An 18,174-nucleotide genomic window follows, 5' to 3' on the forward strand; every position below is an offset into this window, starting at 1 on the left:
CGGTGACAGCATCGGGGTCCGTGCCGCCGGTCAAGACGTAGCCGGTGAGCACCCCGCCGGTGTCGGTCACGTCCACGATGTAATCGCCCGCGGCCAGACCGCTGAAGTCGTACGCACCGCCGCCTGCGGTGGTTTGGGTTGAAAGCACCGGCTCGCCCAGGTCGATCGCACCGTTGCCGTTGGTGTCCTCGATCAGGTCGATGGTCACCCCGTCGATCCCCGGCTCCCCGCCGTCCTGCACCCCGTCCCCGTCCAGGTCGTTCCACACGAAGTCCCCGATCGAGGCGGCGACCGGATCGGTGACCGTGTCTTCGACCGGCGTGGGGATTTCGGCACTCGTGACGGACGCCGTGTTGCTGATCTCGGTGATGCCGGGTGCAAGCGGATCGTCCACGGCGACGTCGTAGGTAACCGTGAGTGTGTCGCCGGGATCGAGCGCAAAGCCATCGCCGGCTTCGACGAGATCGGGTGGTACGCCGTCCGCCAAATCCGGGTTGGCGCCCGCGGGCACGTTGTCCAGCGTATCCGTCTGTAAATAGCTGGCGGCGATCTCGATATTGTCGAAGTAGACGTAGTCGTTGTCCGCAAAACCCTGATCCATGGTCGCGGAGGTGATGAGGCGAACGGTGGTGTTCATCGTGGCGGAGATGTCACCGCTGATGTCGTAACTAAACGTCTGATAGGCAGCATCCGTTCCCGGTCCGGCGAATTGGCCGATCGGAGTCCAGGTTGCTCCGCCATCGTCGGAAATCTGGACCTCGACGTACTCCGAAGGGTCTTCAAGCCCGCCACGCCGGTAGATGAGACTAATCGTGGCGGAGTCATACCCAGTGAGATCCGCCTCGCGTTGTACGCCTTCGCCGCCGCCGTCGTTGTCACCCAAACGAAGCTGGTAATTGCTGACGTCATTGATGATCTGCTCATCTTGCCCGATGGGTGAGCCGTCGTCGCCAAACTCCACCCAGTTGGTGGCCCATGACGCCGTACCGTCATTATTGTTGTACGCCTGGGCGTTGAATTCATCACGGAAGGTGTCGGTGACGACGAGCGGGCCCGTCGCGACCGTGCTCTCGGCGACGTAGGTCGTGCCTGCAGGAAGCGGATCGGAGACGACCACGTCCGTCGCCCGGCCGGCGCCGTTGTTGGTGATCACAATGGTGTAGCTGATCGTATCGCCCGGGCTGACGGGATTTCCGGCCGCACTGGAGGTTTTGTCTACGGACAAATCCGGCAGCAAGGTAACCGTGACGTCCTCGTCATCTTCCGGATCTTGACCGGCAGGCGTATCGTCGTCCTGCGCGGCGGTGCCGTCGTCATCGATAGCGCCGGTCTCGGTGCTGTCGGCGGCGGCTGTGTTATCGTAGGTGCCTTCCCCCACCCCGCCGCCGACGTCGACGGCGAAGCTAATTTCCACCGAACCGCCGGGCTGAATGGTCCAAGTACCCCAATTCAAGGCGTTATCGCCGACGCCGGGATCGGTCGTGCTGGTACGTGTGGCGCTGGTTGCGCTAATGGACTGGCTGGCGAAAGTAAAACCCGCGGGCAGTGTGTCGCTGATGGTGACGTCGGTGGCATCCGCTCCGCCCGAGTTCTCGACGAGGATGGTGTAGGCTGCCGTGCCGCCCGCCTCTGCGTAAGGCGTGCTGGTATCCTTATCGATGGTGAGCACGGGCGCCAAGACGGTGACGTCCTCGTCGTCTTCGGGGTCGGCTCCGGAGGGCGTGTGCGCGTCCTGCGCCACGGTTCCATCGTCGTCGATGGGTCCCACTTCGGTGCTGTCCGCGGTGGCGGTGTTGTCGTACGTACCGGCGGGTGTGGTGATGGGTACGTCGACGTCGAAAGTGATGGTCACCGTACCGCCGGGATCGATGTCCCAGGTTCCCCAGTTCAGCGCGCTGTCGCCGACAGCGGGATTCGTCGTGCTGGTCCTCGTGGCGCTTACCTCCACCACACTGCCGCCGGCGTAGGTGAAGCCTGCAGGCAGTGTGTCGGCCACGGTCGCGTTGGTAACCGCAGCGGCGCCGATGTTTTCCAGAACGATGGTGTAGGCAGCCGTGCCGCCAATGGACACCGATGGTGTGCTGGTATCCTTGTCGATCGTGAGCGAAGTGAAAAAGACGAAAGCGTTGTCGGAGGGAGAGAAAACCTGCGCCCCGCCCAGGCGGGTGCCGACGGCCTGCGCCACATTCTCGCTGTAACCGCTCGCAGGGGAAGGTGGAGGATCGTCCGTTTCGGCATCGAAGCTGAGTGTGAAGGAATCGCTGATCCCCAGATCGATGTTCAGATCCCAGGTCAGAACCTGGCCGGCGATAATGGGATCCGCAGCGGGGCTGCCGTCGATCTGCGTGCTTCCGGCGACATACAACCACCCGTCAGGAAGCGTATCGATCACGTCCACATCGTCCACGGGATAATCCGCAGATTCGACGACGACCGTAAACGTGCTCACTTCTCCGGCGGCATCGGCGAGCACGTTGGGGTCGGCCGTTTTGTCGATCGTAAGCACAACGTCGATCCACGCTTCCGGCAGCGGAAGCGTCGTGTAACCCAGGTCCATGTAGGGATTACCGATTGCTGCCGTGTCCGGATCCTCACCCCAGGCCACGGCGATCGGTCCCGTGGCCCAAATGTGCATGCCGGTATTGTTGTTATCCGCATCGAATATCTTCTGCGAGTCCAAACGATCCAGCGTGTAGGTCACATCGACGACCTCATCGGTAGGGCTGAAGTCGACGAACACGGTCGTGTTGTTTTGAACCGGGGTGACGAAAACGGGGGATCCGTTGTTGGCAGGCGTAGGATTGTAATCGCCCGGCGCCCAGCCGAGGAAGTACTCATCGGTCAGGGCGTAGGCCGGAACCAGGCTGTAGCCCCAGTCGTAGTTGTAGGACTCCGTGTCGCCGGAGCCGATGCCCCAGAACACGTCGCTGGAGGAAATGTAGACGGCCGAATTGATCGGCACCGTGCTTCCCCTGCCGTCGCTGTAGGAAAGCGTGCTGTCGGCCGGGACTGTGAAACTGCCCGTCCCGGCGGAGTCCTCGTAATTGATCGTGATGGTATAACTGTTCGGATTGTAAAGGAAGAGATCGGTGTTGCCGGCGGAGAAACCACCGACCGGACTGTAGTATTCCGTATCCCACAAGCTGTCCGGCACGGCGCTGTAGCCACGCGCTTCAGACGCCTGGCCTGCGGCAAACTGGCCGACGATAAACTGCACCTGAACGGGTTGGCTGGCCGAGACGGTAGTGCCGGCGTCGATGCTGTAGAGTTCGGTCGTTTCGCCTTCGTTCAGCGTCGTCGAGACGTCGACGCCCGCCGTGGAGGGGTTATCGATGGTGACGGACGTGCCGCTGGTAGTCGCCTGGACGATGACGTAGGCGCGGTCAAAATCGTCGTAGAGCGTCGGTGAACCGGCCAGGTCCTGTCCGACGGGGATAGTGTAATCGGTGAGGAAAGGTTCAGTGGGGTAGATTTCCCAGGCCAGGGCAAACACCGTGCCGATCGACTCAGCCCAACTTGCGCGGGTTACGGTCACGGCACCGCCGGCGATGTAGATGCGGTCGCGCCCATCGTAGCACGGATCTGTGGCCGGCGCGATGCCGTCGTTGTTGCAAGCATTGAGCGTCGATCCGCGCGGAATGGGGATGTTGCTGCTTTCGAATTCCTGCACGTCGCCGATGTTGAGCACATAGACCTCGGTCGACGGTCCTGGCGTGGCCGGTACGGCGTCGTATCCGTCTTCCCAATGATCGTAATAAACGGTCGTATCGTCAGCCGCGGCAGTGACGGCAATCACGGCATGCATGCCGTCCGCCTCTACGAGGTCGGGATCATTGTCGAGATCTTCATAAATCGCCCAGAGTTGATCTTCGCCGCCGGGGATGAAATACTCGGAGTAGCCAGCCGGGACGGCAGCGTACGCCGGGGAAACGGGTGCAAGAATCGTAACCATCCATATGAGGATCGTTACGAGAGGGGCGATATTCCGTGTAGAGGCGTGTCCCTTCAATGCTGGCTCCGTTGTATCATTTCTCTACAAGCAAAAGCCCCGGGGGAGCAATCCCGGCTGTTGTGATTCAATTTCGCGCAAGTATAGCTTCAACTCCATAGAGTATGAAGGATCGATCAACGATTCGATTTCCGGAAGCTATCTCGCACCCTGGCGCGAATACGCATTTATTATAGCAGTGCATCGACCAAAAATCATCAGGAATGACGCATTCCCGAATGGAGATGCCCGCTGATCTCAAATAAAAACAGATCCCCGAGATCTGTTTTCAGCGTTATTCACGGCCCGCGTCTTGCTTTCGGACGTTCCCAAGGGCGATGATACTACGGCTGCGTTTCTTCTAGATATAGTCCTGTTGTACGGCTGACTTCCCGCAATTTATTCCTCGGACAGACGAAATGAAATCCACAGATTGCCATCCAGCTTGTCGTGAATGGTTGACAGGCAGGGCCGTTTGTAGATAATAGGAGAAACGACATTAAAAGGCCGTGACGGAGGAAAGTAGACGGACGGAACTCGCCAGGGAGGCCGAAGCCAGACTGAGACTTCGGCTGGAGCGAAATCTGTTGAAGTTCCCTCCCGAGCCGCCCGGGGGAACGCCTCGAGAGAAACTCGAAGCCAGTAGTCCGGACCGGAGCCCCACCGTTAGCGCAGGGGAACCGATCGCCGAAATCGGCCGTCGGAACCGAGTGGGCTTATCGAAGCCAATAAGGGTGGTACCGCGGGATCTTTTCCCGTCCCTCGATGGGACGGGATATTTCGTTAACCCACCAGTCGACACTTGCTGCACGGGAGGTCGTATGCTGGAACGTTTGCAAGAATTGGAAAAAGAAGCCCTGGGGGCCTTGGAAGCGGTGGAAGATGAAGCCGGACTCCAGGCGTGGAAGGTGAAATACCTGGGCCGTTCCGCGGCGCTGGCGGAGATTACCAGCGGCCTGAGCGAGCTGCCCAAGGAGGAACGTCCGGCTGTCGGGAAAGGCGCCAACCAGGTGAAAGTCACCCTGGAGGCGGCCTATGATTCTCGGGCGGAGGCATTACACGCCGAAAGTCTGGCTCGCTCACTGCAGGAACAGCGTCTGGACGTCACGCTGCCCGGCCGCCCGATGGTGCGCGGCCGCATCCATCCCGCCAATCAGACCTTGCGAAAAATTCTCGCCATCTGGGCCGAGATGGGATTTCAAGTCTACCGCTCGCGCGACGTCGAGAGCGACGAATACAACTTCCAACTGCTCAATTTCCCGCCGTACCATCCGGCGCGCGACATGCAGGATACATTTTTCACCACGGAGCCCGACATCCTGCTGCGCACCCACACCTCCCCGGGGCAAATCCGGGTGATGCGCGAACGTGTGCCGGAACCGATCCGCGTGGACCTGCCGGGGATGTGCTACCGCTACGAACAGATAACGGCCCGCTCCGAAATCCAGTTCAACCAGGTGGAAGGCCTGGCGGTGGGTAAGCGCATCACCTTTGCCGACCTGAAAGGCACGTTGAGCGCTTTCGCCCGGCGCATGTTCGGCCAGGAGGTAGGCACGCGCTTCCGCGCCTCGTACTTCCCCTTCACCGAACCCTCGGCGGAAATGGACATCGAGTGTTTCGTATGCGGCGGAGAAGGATGCACGGTGTGCAAGTACACCGGCTGGCTGGAGATCCTGGGCTGCGGCATGGTTCATCCGGTCGTGCTGCAGAACGGCGGATACGATCCGGCGCAGTACACCGGGTTTGCCTTCGGTATGGGGCCCGAACGGATCGCCATGCTCAAGTACGGCATCGACGACATCCGTTACTTCTGGGCGAACGATTTGCGTTTCCTGGAGCAATTCTAATCGTGGAAAAGGCCGGAAATACGATCACATTGCATTCGATAAGGATAGAACCATGCTAGTACCTCTTTCTTGGTTAGAAGATTTCGTGGACATCGAGTTATCACCCCTCGAACTGGCGCACCGCCTGACGCTGGCGGGGTTGGAGGTGGAGGCCGTCACGTTTGTAGGACTGCCGCTTCCCGAGGAAAAGATCGAAGGGCACAGCGGCTCACGAAGCGGACTTGAAACGAACGTCACTGGCCTCGCCTGGGACCCGGAGAAGATCGTCGTGGGCGAAGTGCGGGAAGTGATGCCTCATCCCAACGCCGACCGCCTCGTGCTGCTGCGCTTGTTCGACGGCGAGCAAGAACACACGGTGCTCACCGGTGCGCCGAATTTGTTCGAATATAAGAACAAAGGACCGCTCGACAAGCCGCTCAAAGTGGTCTATGCACGCGAAGGCGCGCGCATCTACGACGGTCACAAACCCGGACACGAATTGACCACACTCAAGCGCGCCAAGATTCGCGGAGTCGAATCCTACTCGATGGCCTGTTCGGAGAAGGAACTGGGCATTTCAGATGCCCACGAAGGCGTGATCCTGCTCGATGATGATGCGCAGGCCGGCCAGCCATTGGTGGACTACATGGGCGACGTGGTCTTCGACATCACCATCATGCCCAACATCGCCCGCGACGCAAACATCCTGGGTGTGGCGCGGGAAATCGCTGCCCTGACCGACAAAGAACTCAATCCGCCCTCGTTCGAGGTACCCAGTGGCGGCGCGCCGATCGAGGGACGGGTGAGCATCGAAATCCATGAGCCCAAGCTCAACCCGCGCTTCGTGCTGGGCTTGATCGAAGGCGTGTCCATCGTGCCCAGCCCCTACCGGGTGCAGCGCCGTTTGCGGCTGGCAGGAATGCGCCCGATCAACAGCATCGTCGACGCGACCAACTACGTCATGCTCGAAATCGGCGAGCCGCTGCACGCCTTCGATTACGACGTTCTTGTAGAACGCGCCGGCGGAAAGGCGCCCAAGATCATCACCCGCCTGCCGGAGCCGGGCGAGACCCTCACCACGCTGGATGACGTAGACCGCGAACTGGACGACTTCACCGTGCTGGTGGCAGACACCAAAGGCGCGCTGTCGCTGGCGGGGATCATGGGCGGCGCGGAGTCGGAGGTCAGCGAGGAGACTACAAACGTGCTGCTCGAGGGGGCTTCCTGGAATTACGTCAACACCCGCCGTACGGTGGCGGCTCAGAACCTCAACTCGGATGCGGCCTACCGCTTCGAGCGCGGGGTGCATCCCGCCGTCGCCAAACTCGGCGTGCAGCGCGGTCTGATCGTGATGGCCGAATTGGGGGGTGGAACCATCGCGGAGGGCCTGGTCGACGAGTATCCAAAGCCGCTGGTCGATCCCTGCATCGAAATCACGCCGTCCGACGTCGACCGCTGGCTGGGGATTCGGCTGCAGCCGGAGGAGATCGCGGATCTGCTGCGCCGGCTGCAATTCAAGGTCGTAGTCGAGGGAGAAACCATCCGCGCCACTGTACCCGCTCACCGCCTGGATATTTCGGAAGGGATCGTCGGGAAGGCCGACCTGATGGAGGAAATCGCCCGCATCTACGGCTACGACCGCATTCCCGAAACGCAGATCGCCGACACCATCCCGCCGCAACACGGCAACCCGGGGCTCGAAGGGGAGGAGCGGGTGCGGGATCTGCTCGCCAGCCTCGGGCTGCAAGAGGTGGTCACCTATCGACTCACGTCAGCGGAACGAGAGGCGCGCATGCTGGCGCCGGGCACCACTCCCGACGACCGGCCGTACATCCGACTGGCCAATCCGATCGTCAGCGATCGCGTCGTGCTGCGGCACAGCTTGCTGGCCAACTTGATCGAAGTGGTCGAACGCAATGCGCGCATTCGCTCCAGAATTGCGATTTTCGAAATCGGCGCCGTATACCTGGTCTCCGAAGAGGGCAAGCTGCCGGAAGAGCCGCTGCGGCTGGCGGTCGCCATCACCGGCCCGCGCGCGCTGCCCGCGTGGCAAGGCGCTGACGCCGAATTCATGGATTTCTACGACTTGAAGGGCATCCTCGGCTCTTTCCTGGATGCGCTGCACCTGAAGGACATTCGTTATGAACCCCATAAGCATCCCGTCTTCCATCCGGGAAAATGCGCTCGCATCCTGCTCGGCGAGAAGCAGGTGGGAATTTTTGGCGAGCTGCACCCATTGGTCCACGAACGCTACGAGATTTCCGATGCGCCGTTGCTGGCCGGCGAACTGAACCTGGAAGCTATTCTGCAGGCCGTCCCCGAGACTTACGAAATTCGAGCGGTTCCCGCTTTCCCGCCGATCCTGGAGGATCTCGCCGTCGTCGTGGACGAAACGGTTCCCTCGGAGCAAGTTCAGGCGGCCATCCAAAGCGCCGGCGGGGACTTGTTGATCGAGGTGCGCTTGTTCGATCTATACCGCGGGGATCAGGTCGGCGCCGGCAAGAAAAGCCTGGCTTACGCTTTGGTGTACCAGGCGCCGGATCGCACCTTGACCGACGATGAGGTAGCAAAGCTGCGCGCCAAGATCGTGAATAAATTGGAATCAGACTTGAAGGCAAAACTGAGGGATTAGGTGCGCTGTTCGGCGAATGATTCGGCGCGTGTAATCGCCGCGGAAGCCAACTGCGCCAGCACCATCAACAAGTCATTATCTTCTTCGGTGAAGTTGCGTCCGGGGACTTTGTTGATGGCTTCGATCACACCCAAAATGCGATCGCCATCCAGCAGAGGCACACAGGCCAGCGTCTGGGTTTCAAATCCAAACGTCTCATCGACCTGAGGATAAAAGCGCGTATCGTTGCGCACGTCGTGCACGACGAGCGGTTTGCGAGTATCGGCCACCCAGCCCGCAATGCCTTTTCCCGGCGGCAGGCGAAAACCGGTTAATTCGTTGCGCGCCGATCCACGCACGACGGCAAAAACCAGCTCTTCGGTTTCATCGTCCAACAGCAGCAACGAACCGTCGCTGGCATCGACGACGGCCAGGGCGGCTGCGAGCAGGTCGTCCAGCAGGCTGAGCAGGTCGGATTTGGGAGTCATGCGCTGAATGATGTCCTGCAGGGCGCTGAGGGCGCGAATCGAGGAACGCAGCATTGCAAGTTCCTCTTTCATCTCGCGATTCTCCTGGCGCAGGCGCGCGGCTTCAATCTGAAGGAATCGAATGGGATCGGTTTTTGATTCTTTCATGTACCACCCACCTCATGTTGATCTTAGCACAAGTTACTACTTGGTGGAAGAAGCTTTCCGCTGCGGTGGGAATTAAGCCCCGGAGAAGCGTTTCGGCGTCGAAGATGAACGTATAAATACGAGTCAGAAAAACAGATCGCCCTTTAAAATAAATATCCCCGCCACGAAGGCGGGGATTGTTGTATTGGTCCCCAAGGTTCAGATCACATCAACGTTCGCGGCCTGTGGTCCTTTCGGGCCATCCTCGATGCTGAATTCCACACGCTGTCCCTCTTCCAGCTTGCGGTAGCCGTCCATGTTGATGGCGGTGTAGTGAACAAACACATCGTCGCCATCTTCGCGTCCGATGAAGCCGAAGCCCTTGACGGCGTTGAACCAATTTACGGTTCCCTGGATTCTTTCCGACATTTCTATCTAGCCTCCTGATTTTCACGTCTTTCTTGGAAGACAGCGCTGCCCGGCAAGACAAAACCGCCGCGGTCGCTCCGGCGGCGATTTGTTATGAGGGTGCGAGAACTACTTCCAAACACGTCGAGCATGGTATCATGCTCAGAGAGGAGCGTCAAGTCATGGCACTGATTTGATAGTCCCGCCGATGGCCGCATCTGTAGTGTACGGGTGAAATGGAGCCACGCTTCGCATACTATCGCACTCGAGCGTGACGTCGAACCCGGAGGAGTGCCGCTTGAACATCTACTTCTCCTGCTCGCTTACCGGTGGACGCAAGGACGAAGACATCTACGCGCTTCTGGTAAAGCACCTCCTGGAAGCGCAGCACGAAGTGCCAACGGCACATCTCGCCCACCCGCAGGTCATGTCGGTCGAACGCATCGTCGACCCGAACGAAGTCTTCCAGAGGGACATCGCCTGGCTCCAGGATTGTGACGCCGTCGTGGCCGAAGTGAGCACGCCGTCTCACGGCGTGGGATATGAAATTGCGCACGCTCTCGGTCTCGAAAAACCCGTTCTGTGTCTTCACGCACAGGATGCGGCCGTTTCGAAGATGATCACGGGCAACGATTCTCCTGGCATCGTCGTATCGGGTTACCGCGATCAAGAACACGCGCTGGAGATACTCGACGATTTCCTCGAGTGCGTGTCGCAACAAAACCGCCCCACTTAAGTAATCGACCAAAGTGGCGAGGAGAGATACTCACCAGAAAGGAGTTCGATCATGAGTGAGAACGAAATTCGTCTGCTTGAAAATTTACATTGGATCGGTCACGACAGCTTTCGCCTCGACAAACCCATCGTCATCTACATCGACCCCTGGCACTTGCCGCCCGGCAGTCCACCGGCCGACTTGATCCTGGTCAGTCACGAACATGACGACCATTGTTCTCCGGAGGACATCGCCAGCATCCGCCGGAGCAGCACCACGGTGGTTGCAAATCCTTCGGCGGCGAATAAAATCGACAAGCCAGTCAAGGTACTGCGCGCGGGCGAATCGCTGAAAATCAACGAGGTTAGCGTGGAAGCCGTTCCGGCCTACAACATCGACAAGCCGTTCCATCCCAAGCATGCCGGACACGTCGGTTACATTCTTACTATTGCGGGCGAGCGCTTGTATTTTGCCGGCGACACGGATCGCATACCGGAAATGAAGCAAATCGAGTGTGATCTGGCTCTGCTTCCCGTGAGCGGCACCTACGTGATGACGGCAGAGGAGGCCGCGGGAGCTGCGGCGGACATCGGTCCCAAATTGGCCATTCCGATGCATTACGCGGCAGGTGTTGCGGGAACGAAGGCCGATGCGCAGCGTTTTAAAGAACTAAGCAAAGTGCCCGTGAAAATAATGGAAGCGATCGGATAGCACGAAGTCGTATTGTCGAACGCCATTTTCGAGTGCGGCGAAACCACCTCCGTGGGAGATACTATGGTGGTCGGGTTAACCAACATCGAAGGGACGACACCTGAGCATGCTGAAACGCCGGGCATCAATGCCCGTTAAGGAGGAATGATGGGTGGAATCTTATGTCCGATCCGAGGAGGCCCGGGTAGTAGAGGCGCGATTGCAGCGGGCATATCCCTGGCGAAGGAAATTCAGGAACCTCTCCACTTTCTATACGTCGTCAATTTGGATTTTCTCAATCTCACAGAAAGAGGCCGCACACAAGTGATCTCCGAAGAGATGCGGGGTATGGGCGAGTTTATCCTCTTACGCGCCCAGGCGCAGGCAGAACAAAACGGTATCAAAGCGCAATGGACGGTTCGGCAAGGCAACGTGATGGACGAAATCATGGCCATGGCGAAGGAAATCGAAGCCTCGCACATCATCTTGGGCCAGCCCAAACACGAGGAACAGAACGTGTTCACGATGGAGCGCTTGAAGACGTTTGTGGAACATTGCGAAAAGGAAACCGGCGCGAAGGTCGTGTTGGCGGAAACTGGAGGTGACGAGTGAAGATCGGGCGAGGGGCACTGATTTTACTCCTGATCATTGCCGCCGTGTGGCTGACCTTCACGCTGGTGGGCGGAGCCTTCGCACAGCCGGCAAATCAAACAACGGGATTATCACTCGGCGGGAAAGTAATCGATCGACAGAATCAACCGGTAACCGAGGCGCAAGTTCAATTGCTTCAAGGCGAAAATGTGCTCGCCGAAGGGCTCACGCAAGGTGACGGCAGTTTTCTTCTGCCGCTTCCCCCGCAAGCCGGGAGCAATATAAGCGTGCGAGTGGAACGGCAGCATTTCAAGACCACCGCGATCGACGTTGCGGCGGATGAAATCGCCCAACTCAAACCCGGTGAGGCGTTGATACTGCCCACGATCGAACTCGAACGTAAAATTACCATCGCTTTTTGGATAGCGACCCTCGTGTTTCTCGGTATGCTGTTGATGATCGCCCTGGAAAAACTACACAACGTACTGGCGGCATTGACCGGGGTTTCCCTGGTGCTGGGAGTCAGTTATCTGGGGGAACCGCTGTATGAAGGGTTGTTTATTTTCGATTTTACGCGGGCGTTGCAATACGTGGATTGGAACGTCATTTTCCTCATCATGGGGATGATGATCGTCATCGCCGCGGTCGAGGGAACCGGTCTGTTCCATTGGCTGGCCTTCTTCGCCTACCGCATCTCCCGCGGCAAAGCGTGGCTGTTGATGGCGATCCTGATGATCATTACCGCTGTGGCCTCGGCGTTCCTCGATAACGTGACCACGATGCTGCTGATGACGCCGATCACCGTACAGATCGCCCTCGCACTCGGCCTCAATCCCCTGACGCTGCTCATACCGGAAGTTATGGCTTCCAACGTGGGCGGAATCATCACGCTCATCGGTACGCCGACCAACATCCTCATCGGTTCGTACGCCGACATCCCCTTTTCGGGTTTTTTGAGCAATCTCTCGCCCGGCGTGTTCATCAGCCTGATCAGTCTGTTTGTGTACTGCTTGTTCGCCTACCGAAAGGATCTATCGCATGTCACTTCCAGTGTTTCCCCGCTCCTGCTCGAAAAACTCGAGGAGAATGCGCGCATCAAAGAACCGGCGCATCTGGTAAAAGCCGGCTGGGTAGGACTGGGCATGCTTGTGCTTTTCCTGGCCGGCGAACACTTCCACCTGATCCCCGCGGTCACGGCCATACTGGGCGCCACGGCGCTTCTGATTTGGATCCGGCCGGACGTGGAGGAGATGATCGAAGCCGTCGACTGGACCACGCTCGTATTTTTTATGGCTTTGTTCATCGTCGTGGGCGGTATCCAGGAGGTCGGGCTGATCAGCTTTCTGGCGCAGTGGGTATCGAGTCTCGTGGGCGAAAACCTCCCCCTGGCGATGATCGTCGTGATTTGGGTGAGCGCACTTTTCTCGACGGTCGTGGCCAACATTCCCTTCACGGCCGCCATGCTGCCGGTGATCGGCTATCTCACGAACACCGTGCCGGGCGCGGGCAGCCTGGCCCTGTACTTCTGTCTGTCCGTCGGATCTGCGATGGGTGGAAACGGCTCGTTGATCGGCGCGTCGGCCAACATGGTTACCGCCGGCATCTCCGAGCGAGCCGGATATCCGATCAGTTACGTTTATTTCTTCCGCAAAGGAATGCCTGCGCTGGCGATCACGGTGACGCTGGCGATGGTGTGGTTGCTGCTGCGCTTCCGGATCTAAATACTGCAAGTATTCCGAACCACATCAGGAAATCGCCGACGGAATCAAGAACGGGGTACGCATCCACGTACCCCGTTTGACTTTCCCTGATTAATTGCGTTTATACCGCCTCCACGCGCTCGATATCGGGAAAGAACTGCCGCACCGTTCCCTCCACCCAACCCCGCAGCGTGGCGTTGGATAACGGACACCCGTCGCAGGCGCCGCCCATTTCCACTTTGAGTACGGAACCGTCGAACGCGACCATGCGAACCCATCCACCGTGATACTGTTCGATGTAGGAACTGACCACTTCGACCAACGCCTGCATGCGTTCCTCTTCCGGAACGCCGGTCAGGTGATTGTGAATAACTTCGTCCGACATGACACGCCTCCAGACGTTGAACCCCTCAGGTTTCCGGCGGGGGATGAATACCTTGATGGAGAAGCTGGACAACCTGCGTGTGGGTGCTGCGCAAGCGCTCGGCAATCACTTCCGCCAACCTTTCGAGTATGATAACACCGGTTTCTGCGTGGGTCTCGCACAATTTCCGCAGCACGTCGCCACGCACATAGACGGCCTCGCAGTCTTCGAGGCAGATCGCCGAAGACGTGTAGGATTTTCGACCCAGAACGGAGGACCAGCCGAACACCCCGTTGCGCTCGACTTCGGCGACGTCGAGGACCTCACCGTCGTCCGGCTTGAAACGAATGGCGACGCGCCCGGAAACCACCACAAACAGTTTATCGGCCGGATCACCTTGACAAAATACGACGTGCTCGGCGGGAAACGAGATGTTCTCGAATCGATCGATCACCAGCTTCATCTCGCTGGGCGTCAGACCCTGAAACAGGGGTAACGATTCCATCCAACGTGGGTACACAGAACCATCCTCGGCGTGTAGTCCAAGTGTATGCGCAGCCACGGAGCGTTCGAAGTGGAATCTATCCTTTCCTGGGCGACAACCATCACCTCATGCGCACCGATCGGTTCGCGAGGCGATCTGCATCAAGCCATGCGCTCATCGTTCAGGCACCGGCCGCCCTACCAGAAGAGGCTTTCGCCGGATTCGATATTCACGACGCCAGGATTTCGCACAATTTCAATTGCGGTATGCCTCTTGACGTTGGGATGATTTGTCGATATATTAAAGTCACAGGCAGACATCTGGGTGCCCCCCTCATCTAGATGTTTGCCTGTGCTTTTAAGCAGCGCTGTGGGGATTCCGGGATGAAAATCGAGATCGTTCAGCTAACCGCTGCGATGTCGTTCAAGGCCTTTCCGAGTGCGGCGATCTCCTCCAGTGTATTGTAATGAACCAAACCGACGCGCACCATGCCGCCATGCTCCTCCAGTCCGAGGCGTTCCGTCACCGCCAGCGCGTAGTAATTCCCGTCCCAGACGTAGATTCCCGACTTGCCCAATTCAGTGGCGATTGCCCGAGGATGATGCTCGTTCAGCGTGAATGAAACGGTGGGAACGCGGCGATCGAGATCCGCCTCGTCCGTGATCCCCCATATCTTGACACCCGGGACGGCGGACAACGTTTCGATCAGCGTGCGGGTGAGGTTCAGCTCATAGGACTGGATGGTCCGCAGCGCCTGCTTGAAACGCAGGGCACGATCGCCGGCTTCGCCTTCATCTCGGGCGGATTGTTCTCCGATCGCGCCGAGATATTCGAGCGCGCCGAGAAGGCCTGCGATGCCTTCGTGATTTTGTGTGCCCGTCTCGAATCTGCCGGGTGGTGCAGAAGGCGCGGGACGGACCTTGTAGGCTTTCAAGCGCTCCAGGTGTTCCCGTTTCCCGTACAGCACCCCAATGTGCGGGCCAAAGAATTTATACGCAGATACGGCCAGGAAATCGCAATCGATGTCTTGAACGTCAATCGAGCCGTGCGGCGCGTACTGCACGGCGTCGACGAAACACAAAGCCCCCGCATCGTGCGCCTGGCGCGTGATCCGGCGCACGGGATTGATGGTCCCCACGGCATTGGAGGCGTATCCCACGGCGACCAATTTCGTGTGTTCGTTGAGCAGACTTTCGAACTGATCGAGGCGCAGGGTGCAGTCCTCCACGTCGAAATCCAACCAATGGACCTTGCAGCCCCGCTCCTGGGCGATGATCGTCCACGGCGAGATGTTGGCGTCGTGGTCGAGGCGGGTTACGATAATCTCGTCCTGCGGCGTGAGTTCCCCGGCCAGACTGCGGCTGAGTGTGAAAGCGAGCGAGGTCATGTTCGGCCCGAAGATGATCTCCTGCGGACTGCCGGCATTTAGAAAATGCGCCACGGCCTGGCGGGACTCGGCGATGATCCGATCGGACTCCCGGCTGGTGGGAAATGCGCCGCCGTGATTGGCGTTGCTCTCGATGAGATACGCCAGCATGCGATCGATGGTTTGCCGGGGGACCTGCGTTCCGCCCGGGTTATCGAAATAGATCGCACCTTTGGCCAGCGCCGGAAAGTGTGTGCGGCAGGCAGATAGATCGGGATTCATTGAAACACTCCTGTGCGGATCGACAAGGTTCGATGCTGTTGGAGCACCCCTGCGACTCGCATCTCGAACGACCGTGGCAGCGGCACGATTCTACTCCAACGTTACCGCGCCATCGGCGATGAGCCGCTCGGCCCGCGCCAGATCCTGGGGCGTGTTGACGTTGAAAAAGGATAGTCCGCTCGGATCCAATCGATCCAGTACGGCCTCGTCGACCGGCAAAACCCGTACTCGCGGATAAAAACTCACCACACGCTCCTCCCCTGCCTGCAGCGATTCTTCGAGCGCCGGGAGGCACGCCCGGCGTACGTACACCGCATGCAGCGGCTCGTATAGATTTTGATGCAGGGGAACGACGACGTCCGCCCGGGAGGCAAGCTGAAGTTGATGCTCGAGCAGGGCGCGGTTCAAGAAGGGCATGTCGCAGGCGACCACGAGGACTGTGTCCCCCTGCGCGGCGTACAGGGCGCTGTACAGGCCTACCAGCGCACCGGCCTCCGGGACTGCATCCGGCACGGTGCGGATCCCCAGGTGGGAATAAGCCTGGAGTCGATTGGTCACGATCAGAATCTCGTCCCCGAGGTTCGCGATGCGCCGGATCACGTGCTCGATGAGCGGCGTGCCGTTCAGCTCGACAAACGCCTTATCGCGCCCCATGCGGCTCGACGAGCCGCCGGCTTGGATGGCCGTCGTGATCATAGTTTCATTGTACCTTGATCTTGACGCAGCCGGCCTCGATGGCCGCCTGTCTCGGGCATACGTATGGAAGTGATAGAATACTATTGGAGCACGAACATGTCGTTGGAGACTAAACTCGACAAATTAACCAGAGAAGGGGAACTCTACGAGCGCCTGCCGGACGAGGCGGTGCGCTGCTACGCCTGCGGGCATCGCTGCCTGATTCGGGAAGGCAAACGGGGAATCTGCAAGGTGCGTTTCAACCGCGGCGGCAAGCTGATGGTCCCCTGGGGATACGTCGGCGCGCTGCAGTGCGACCCGACGGAAAAGAAACCTTTCTATCATTTCCTTCCCGGCTCCGATACGCTGACCTTCGGCATGCTGGGCTGCGATTTCCACTGCAGCTTCTGCCAGAACTGGCTCAGTTCCCAGACGCTGCGCGATCCCGCCTCGGATCGCTCGGTCGGATTTATCCGCCGCGTGTCGGCAGAAGAGATCGTACAGCACGGCTTGAACATGGGCGCCAGCGTCGTCGGTTCTTCCTACAACGAGCCGCTGATCACCTCGGAATGGGCAGTGGAAATCTTCAAGCTGGCCGTCGAAAAAGGCTTGAAATGCGTCTACGTTTCGAACGGAAACGCCACGCCCGAAGTACTCGAGTATCTGCACCCCTATCTGAGCGGCTACAAGATCGACCTTAAAACCATGCAGGACAAGCAGTATCGTCATCTGGGTGGCGTACTGCAGCACGTGCTCGACACGATCCAGATGGCGCACGACATGGGCTATTGGGTCGAGGTGGTCACACTGGTGATACCGGGTTTCAACGACAGCACCGATGAATTGATGGACGCGGCGCGCTACATCGCTTCCGTTTCCGTCGACATCCCCTGGCACGTGACGGCGTTTCACAAGGACTATCAAATGACCAACGCCGACAACACGTCCGCCGACACATTGATCCGCGCCGCCGAAATCGGGAAAGAGGCCGGGCTGCATTACGTCTACGCCGGAAACCTGCCCGGAAGGATCGATCCCTACGAGGACACGATATGCCCGCAGTGCGGCACACACCTTATCGAACGCCTGGGATACCTCATCCTGGACTACCAAATCACGGACGACGGCCGCTGCCCGAATTGCAGCACCAAGATCGCCGGCGTGTGGCCCGAATCGGCCGACAGGGTTCGCCTGAGTTCACGTTCCGACCTTTTCTATCGCGGACCTCGGCGCGTGTAATCGACGAATATGGAATCCGACGAAAACAGCGTTAAACTGCTGATCAGCTACGATCCGCTGCCCGAGAGATGGGAGGCGTACCTAAGTTACGTACGCGGGGAGTTCGTGCCCGCACTCGAGCATCTGGGGCTGGTTATGTGCGACGCGTGGTACACGGCGTACGGCTCGCATCCGCTGCGGCTGGCGGGTTTCCTGGCCTCCGATCTTGCCAGGCTCAAACAGGTGCTCGAATCGGAAGATTTTCAAGACCTCGAGCGGCGCCTGAAAGAGTACGTGGTTAACTACAGCCGCAAGATCGTGCCGCACCGCGCTACCTTCCAGTATTGATCTATCAGAAACGATTCGAGCGACTCAACGCGAAGGGAAATTGTATCGCGCCTTATTGTGTAATATTTCACAACTTGGTGTATACTAGTAGCGCCCCGGCACCGTTCCACATCCCAGCTTCACCCCTCCCGCCCTGCAACGCAACCTGGCCGGGGCGCCCATTTAACCAGCCCGGCAAACAAGGCAGCAAAACGGGTGGCCCCCAGCCCTTCGGCGAACGAAATCGACACCGCATCCGGCCACGGCAGGGCACGCACGCTGATGCGGTCCACGAATGGGAAACGGCAAAACCGC

General features: G+C 59.1%; 15 protein-coding genes. 8 read left to right on the top strand and 7 right to left on the bottom strand.

Translation table 11 applies throughout. The annotated features are described in order from the left end of the window. On the bottom strand, nt 1-3,952 hold a 3,952-nt coding region (locus tag P8Z34_12275), incomplete at its 3' end, for an SdrD B-like domain-containing protein (GenBank protein MEJ2551449.1). An 857-nt stretch (nt 3,953-4,809) separates the two neighbouring features. On the opposite strand from P8Z34_12275, the gene pheS reads away from it, so the two are divergent. Both pheS and pheT read left to right on the top strand, forming a co-directional pair. Then, nucleotides 4,810-5,835 (top strand): phenylalanine--tRNA ligase subunit alpha, encoded by a 1,026-nt coding sequence (gene pheS / locus P8Z34_12280; GenBank protein ID MEJ2551450.1) that lies wholly within the window; start codon nt 4,810-4,812, stop codon nt 5,833-5,835. Between the two features lie 85 nt (nt 5,836-5,920). Continuing rightward, a complete protein-coding gene (gene pheT, locus P8Z34_12285; GenBank protein MEJ2551451.1) occupies nt 5,921-8,446 on the top strand; it encodes a phenylalanine--tRNA ligase subunit beta in 2,526 nt (841 codons plus the stop codon). Here the strand turns inward: pheT and P8Z34_12290 are convergent. Both P8Z34_12290 and P8Z34_12295 read right to left on the bottom strand, forming a co-directional pair. After that, the gene (locus P8Z34_12290; protein MEJ2551452.1) at nt 8,443-9,060 is read right to left on the bottom strand and encodes a GAF domain-containing protein; all 618 of its coding nucleotides are present in this window, start codon (nt 9,058-9,060) and stop codon (nt 8,443-8,445) included. The genes pheT and P8Z34_12290 overlap by 4 nt on opposite strands. A gap of 198 nt (nt 9,061-9,258) precedes the next feature. Next, nucleotides 9,259-9,468 (bottom strand): cold shock domain-containing protein, encoded by a 210-nt coding sequence (locus P8Z34_12295; GenBank protein ID MEJ2551453.1) that lies wholly within the window; start codon nt 9,466-9,468, stop codon nt 9,259-9,261. A gap of 277 nt (nt 9,469-9,745) precedes the next feature. On the opposite strand from P8Z34_12295, the gene P8Z34_12300 reads away from it, so the two are divergent. From P8Z34_12300 to P8Z34_12315, 4 genes are all read left to right on the top strand, one after another. After that, the gene (locus P8Z34_12300; GenBank protein MEJ2551454.1) at nt 9,746-10,183 is read left to right on the top strand and encodes a nucleoside 2-deoxyribosyltransferase; all 438 of its coding nucleotides are present in this window, start codon (nt 9,746-9,748) and stop codon (nt 10,181-10,183) included. Nucleotides 10,184-10,234: 51 nt separating this feature from the next. Continuing rightward, a complete protein-coding gene (locus tag P8Z34_12305) occupies nt 10,235-10,873 on the top strand; it encodes an MBL fold metallo-hydrolase (GenBank protein MEJ2551455.1) in 639 nt (212 codons plus the stop codon). 147 nt (nt 10,874-11,020) lie between these two features. After that, a complete protein-coding gene (locus P8Z34_12310) occupies nt 11,021-11,464 on the top strand; it encodes a universal stress protein (GenBank protein ID MEJ2551456.1) in 444 nt (147 codons plus the stop codon). Beyond that, a complete protein-coding gene (locus tag P8Z34_12315; GenBank protein MEJ2551457.1) occupies nt 11,461-13,164 on the top strand; it encodes an SLC13 family permease in 1,704 nt (567 codons plus the stop codon). Before P8Z34_12310 ends, P8Z34_12315 begins: the two co-directional genes overlap by 4 nt. A gap of 100 nt (nt 13,165-13,264) precedes the next feature. Here the strand turns inward: P8Z34_12315 and P8Z34_12320 are convergent, their stop codons facing one another. From P8Z34_12320 to P8Z34_12335, 4 genes are all read right to left on the bottom strand, one after another. After that, nucleotides 13,265-13,528 carry a NifU family protein gene (locus P8Z34_12320; GenBank protein MEJ2551458.1) on the bottom strand — a complete coding sequence of 88 codons (264 nt, stop codon included), beginning with the start codon at nt 13,526-13,528 and terminating at the stop codon, nt 13,265-13,267. Nucleotides 13,529-13,553: 25 nt separating this feature from the next. Beyond that, on the bottom strand, nt 13,554-14,027 hold the full coding sequence (locus tag P8Z34_12325; protein MEJ2551459.1) for a Crp/Fnr family transcriptional regulator: 474 nt from the start codon (nt 14,025-14,027) through the stop codon (nt 13,554-13,556). 364 nt (nt 14,028-14,391) lie between these two features. Next, nucleotides 14,392-15,639 (bottom strand): cysteine desulfurase-like protein, encoded by a 1,248-nt coding sequence (locus P8Z34_12330; protein ID MEJ2551460.1) that lies wholly within the window; start codon nt 15,637-15,639, stop codon nt 14,392-14,394. A 90-nt stretch (nt 15,640-15,729) separates the two neighbouring features. Further along, complete coding sequence (locus P8Z34_12335) at nt 15,730-16,335, bottom strand: molybdenum cofactor guanylyltransferase (GenBank protein MEJ2551461.1); 606 nt, start codon at nt 16,333-16,335, stop codon at nt 15,730-15,732. Between the two features lie 96 nt (nt 16,336-16,431). Between P8Z34_12335 and amrS the strand changes: the two genes are divergently transcribed. Both amrS and P8Z34_12345 read left to right on the top strand, forming a co-directional pair. Further along, nucleotides 16,432-17,553 carry an AmmeMemoRadiSam system radical SAM enzyme gene (amrS, locus tag P8Z34_12340; GenBank protein MEJ2551462.1) on the top strand — a complete coding sequence of 374 codons (1,122 nt, stop codon included), beginning with the start codon at nt 16,432-16,434 and terminating at the stop codon, nt 17,551-17,553. A 9-nt stretch (nt 17,554-17,562) separates the two neighbouring features. After that, entirely contained in the window at nt 17,563-17,880 is a 318-nt protein-coding gene (locus P8Z34_12345; protein ID MEJ2551463.1) for a hypothetical protein, read from the top strand. The last annotated feature ends 294 nt before the right edge of the window (nt 17,881-18,174 follow it).

The organism is Anaerolineales bacterium, assembly GCA_037382465.1.
GTDB lineage: Bacteria > Chloroflexota > Anaerolineae > Anaerolineales > E44-bin32 > WVZH01.

Coding starts and splice junctions, on each gene's coding strand:
- pheS (MEJ2551450.1), top strand. CDS start 4,810: ATGCTGGAACGTTTGCAAGAATTGGAAAAAGAAGCCCTGGGGGCCTTG.
- P8Z34_12290 (MEJ2551452.1), bottom strand. CDS start 9,060: ATGAAAGAATCAAAAACCGATCCCATTCGATTCCTTCAGATTGAAGCC.
- P8Z34_12295 (MEJ2551453.1), bottom strand. CDS start 9,468: ATGTCGGAAAGAATCCAGGGAACCGTAAATTGGTTCAACGCCGTCAAG.
- P8Z34_12305 (MEJ2551455.1), top strand. CDS start 10,235: ATGAGTGAGAACGAAATTCGTCTGCTTGAAAATTTACATTGGATCGGT.
- P8Z34_12310 (MEJ2551456.1), top strand. CDS start 11,021: ATGGGTGGAATCTTATGTCCGATCCGAGGAGGCCCGGGTAGTAGAGGC.
- P8Z34_12320 (MEJ2551458.1), bottom strand. CDS start 13,528: ATGTCGGACGAAGTTATTCACAATCACCTGACCGGCGTTCCGGAAGAG.
- P8Z34_12330 (MEJ2551460.1), bottom strand. CDS start 15,639: ATGAATCCCGATCTATCTGCCTGCCGCACACACTTTCCGGCGCTGGCC.
- P8Z34_12335 (MEJ2551461.1), bottom strand. CDS start 16,335: ATGATCACGACGGCCATCCAAGCCGGCGGCTCGTCGAGCCGCATGGGG.
- amrS (MEJ2551462.1), top strand. CDS start 16,432: ATGTCGTTGGAGACTAAACTCGACAAATTAACCAGAGAAGGGGAACTC.
- P8Z34_12345 (MEJ2551463.1), top strand. CDS start 17,563: ATGGAATCCGACGAAAACAGCGTTAAACTGCTGATCAGCTACGATCCG.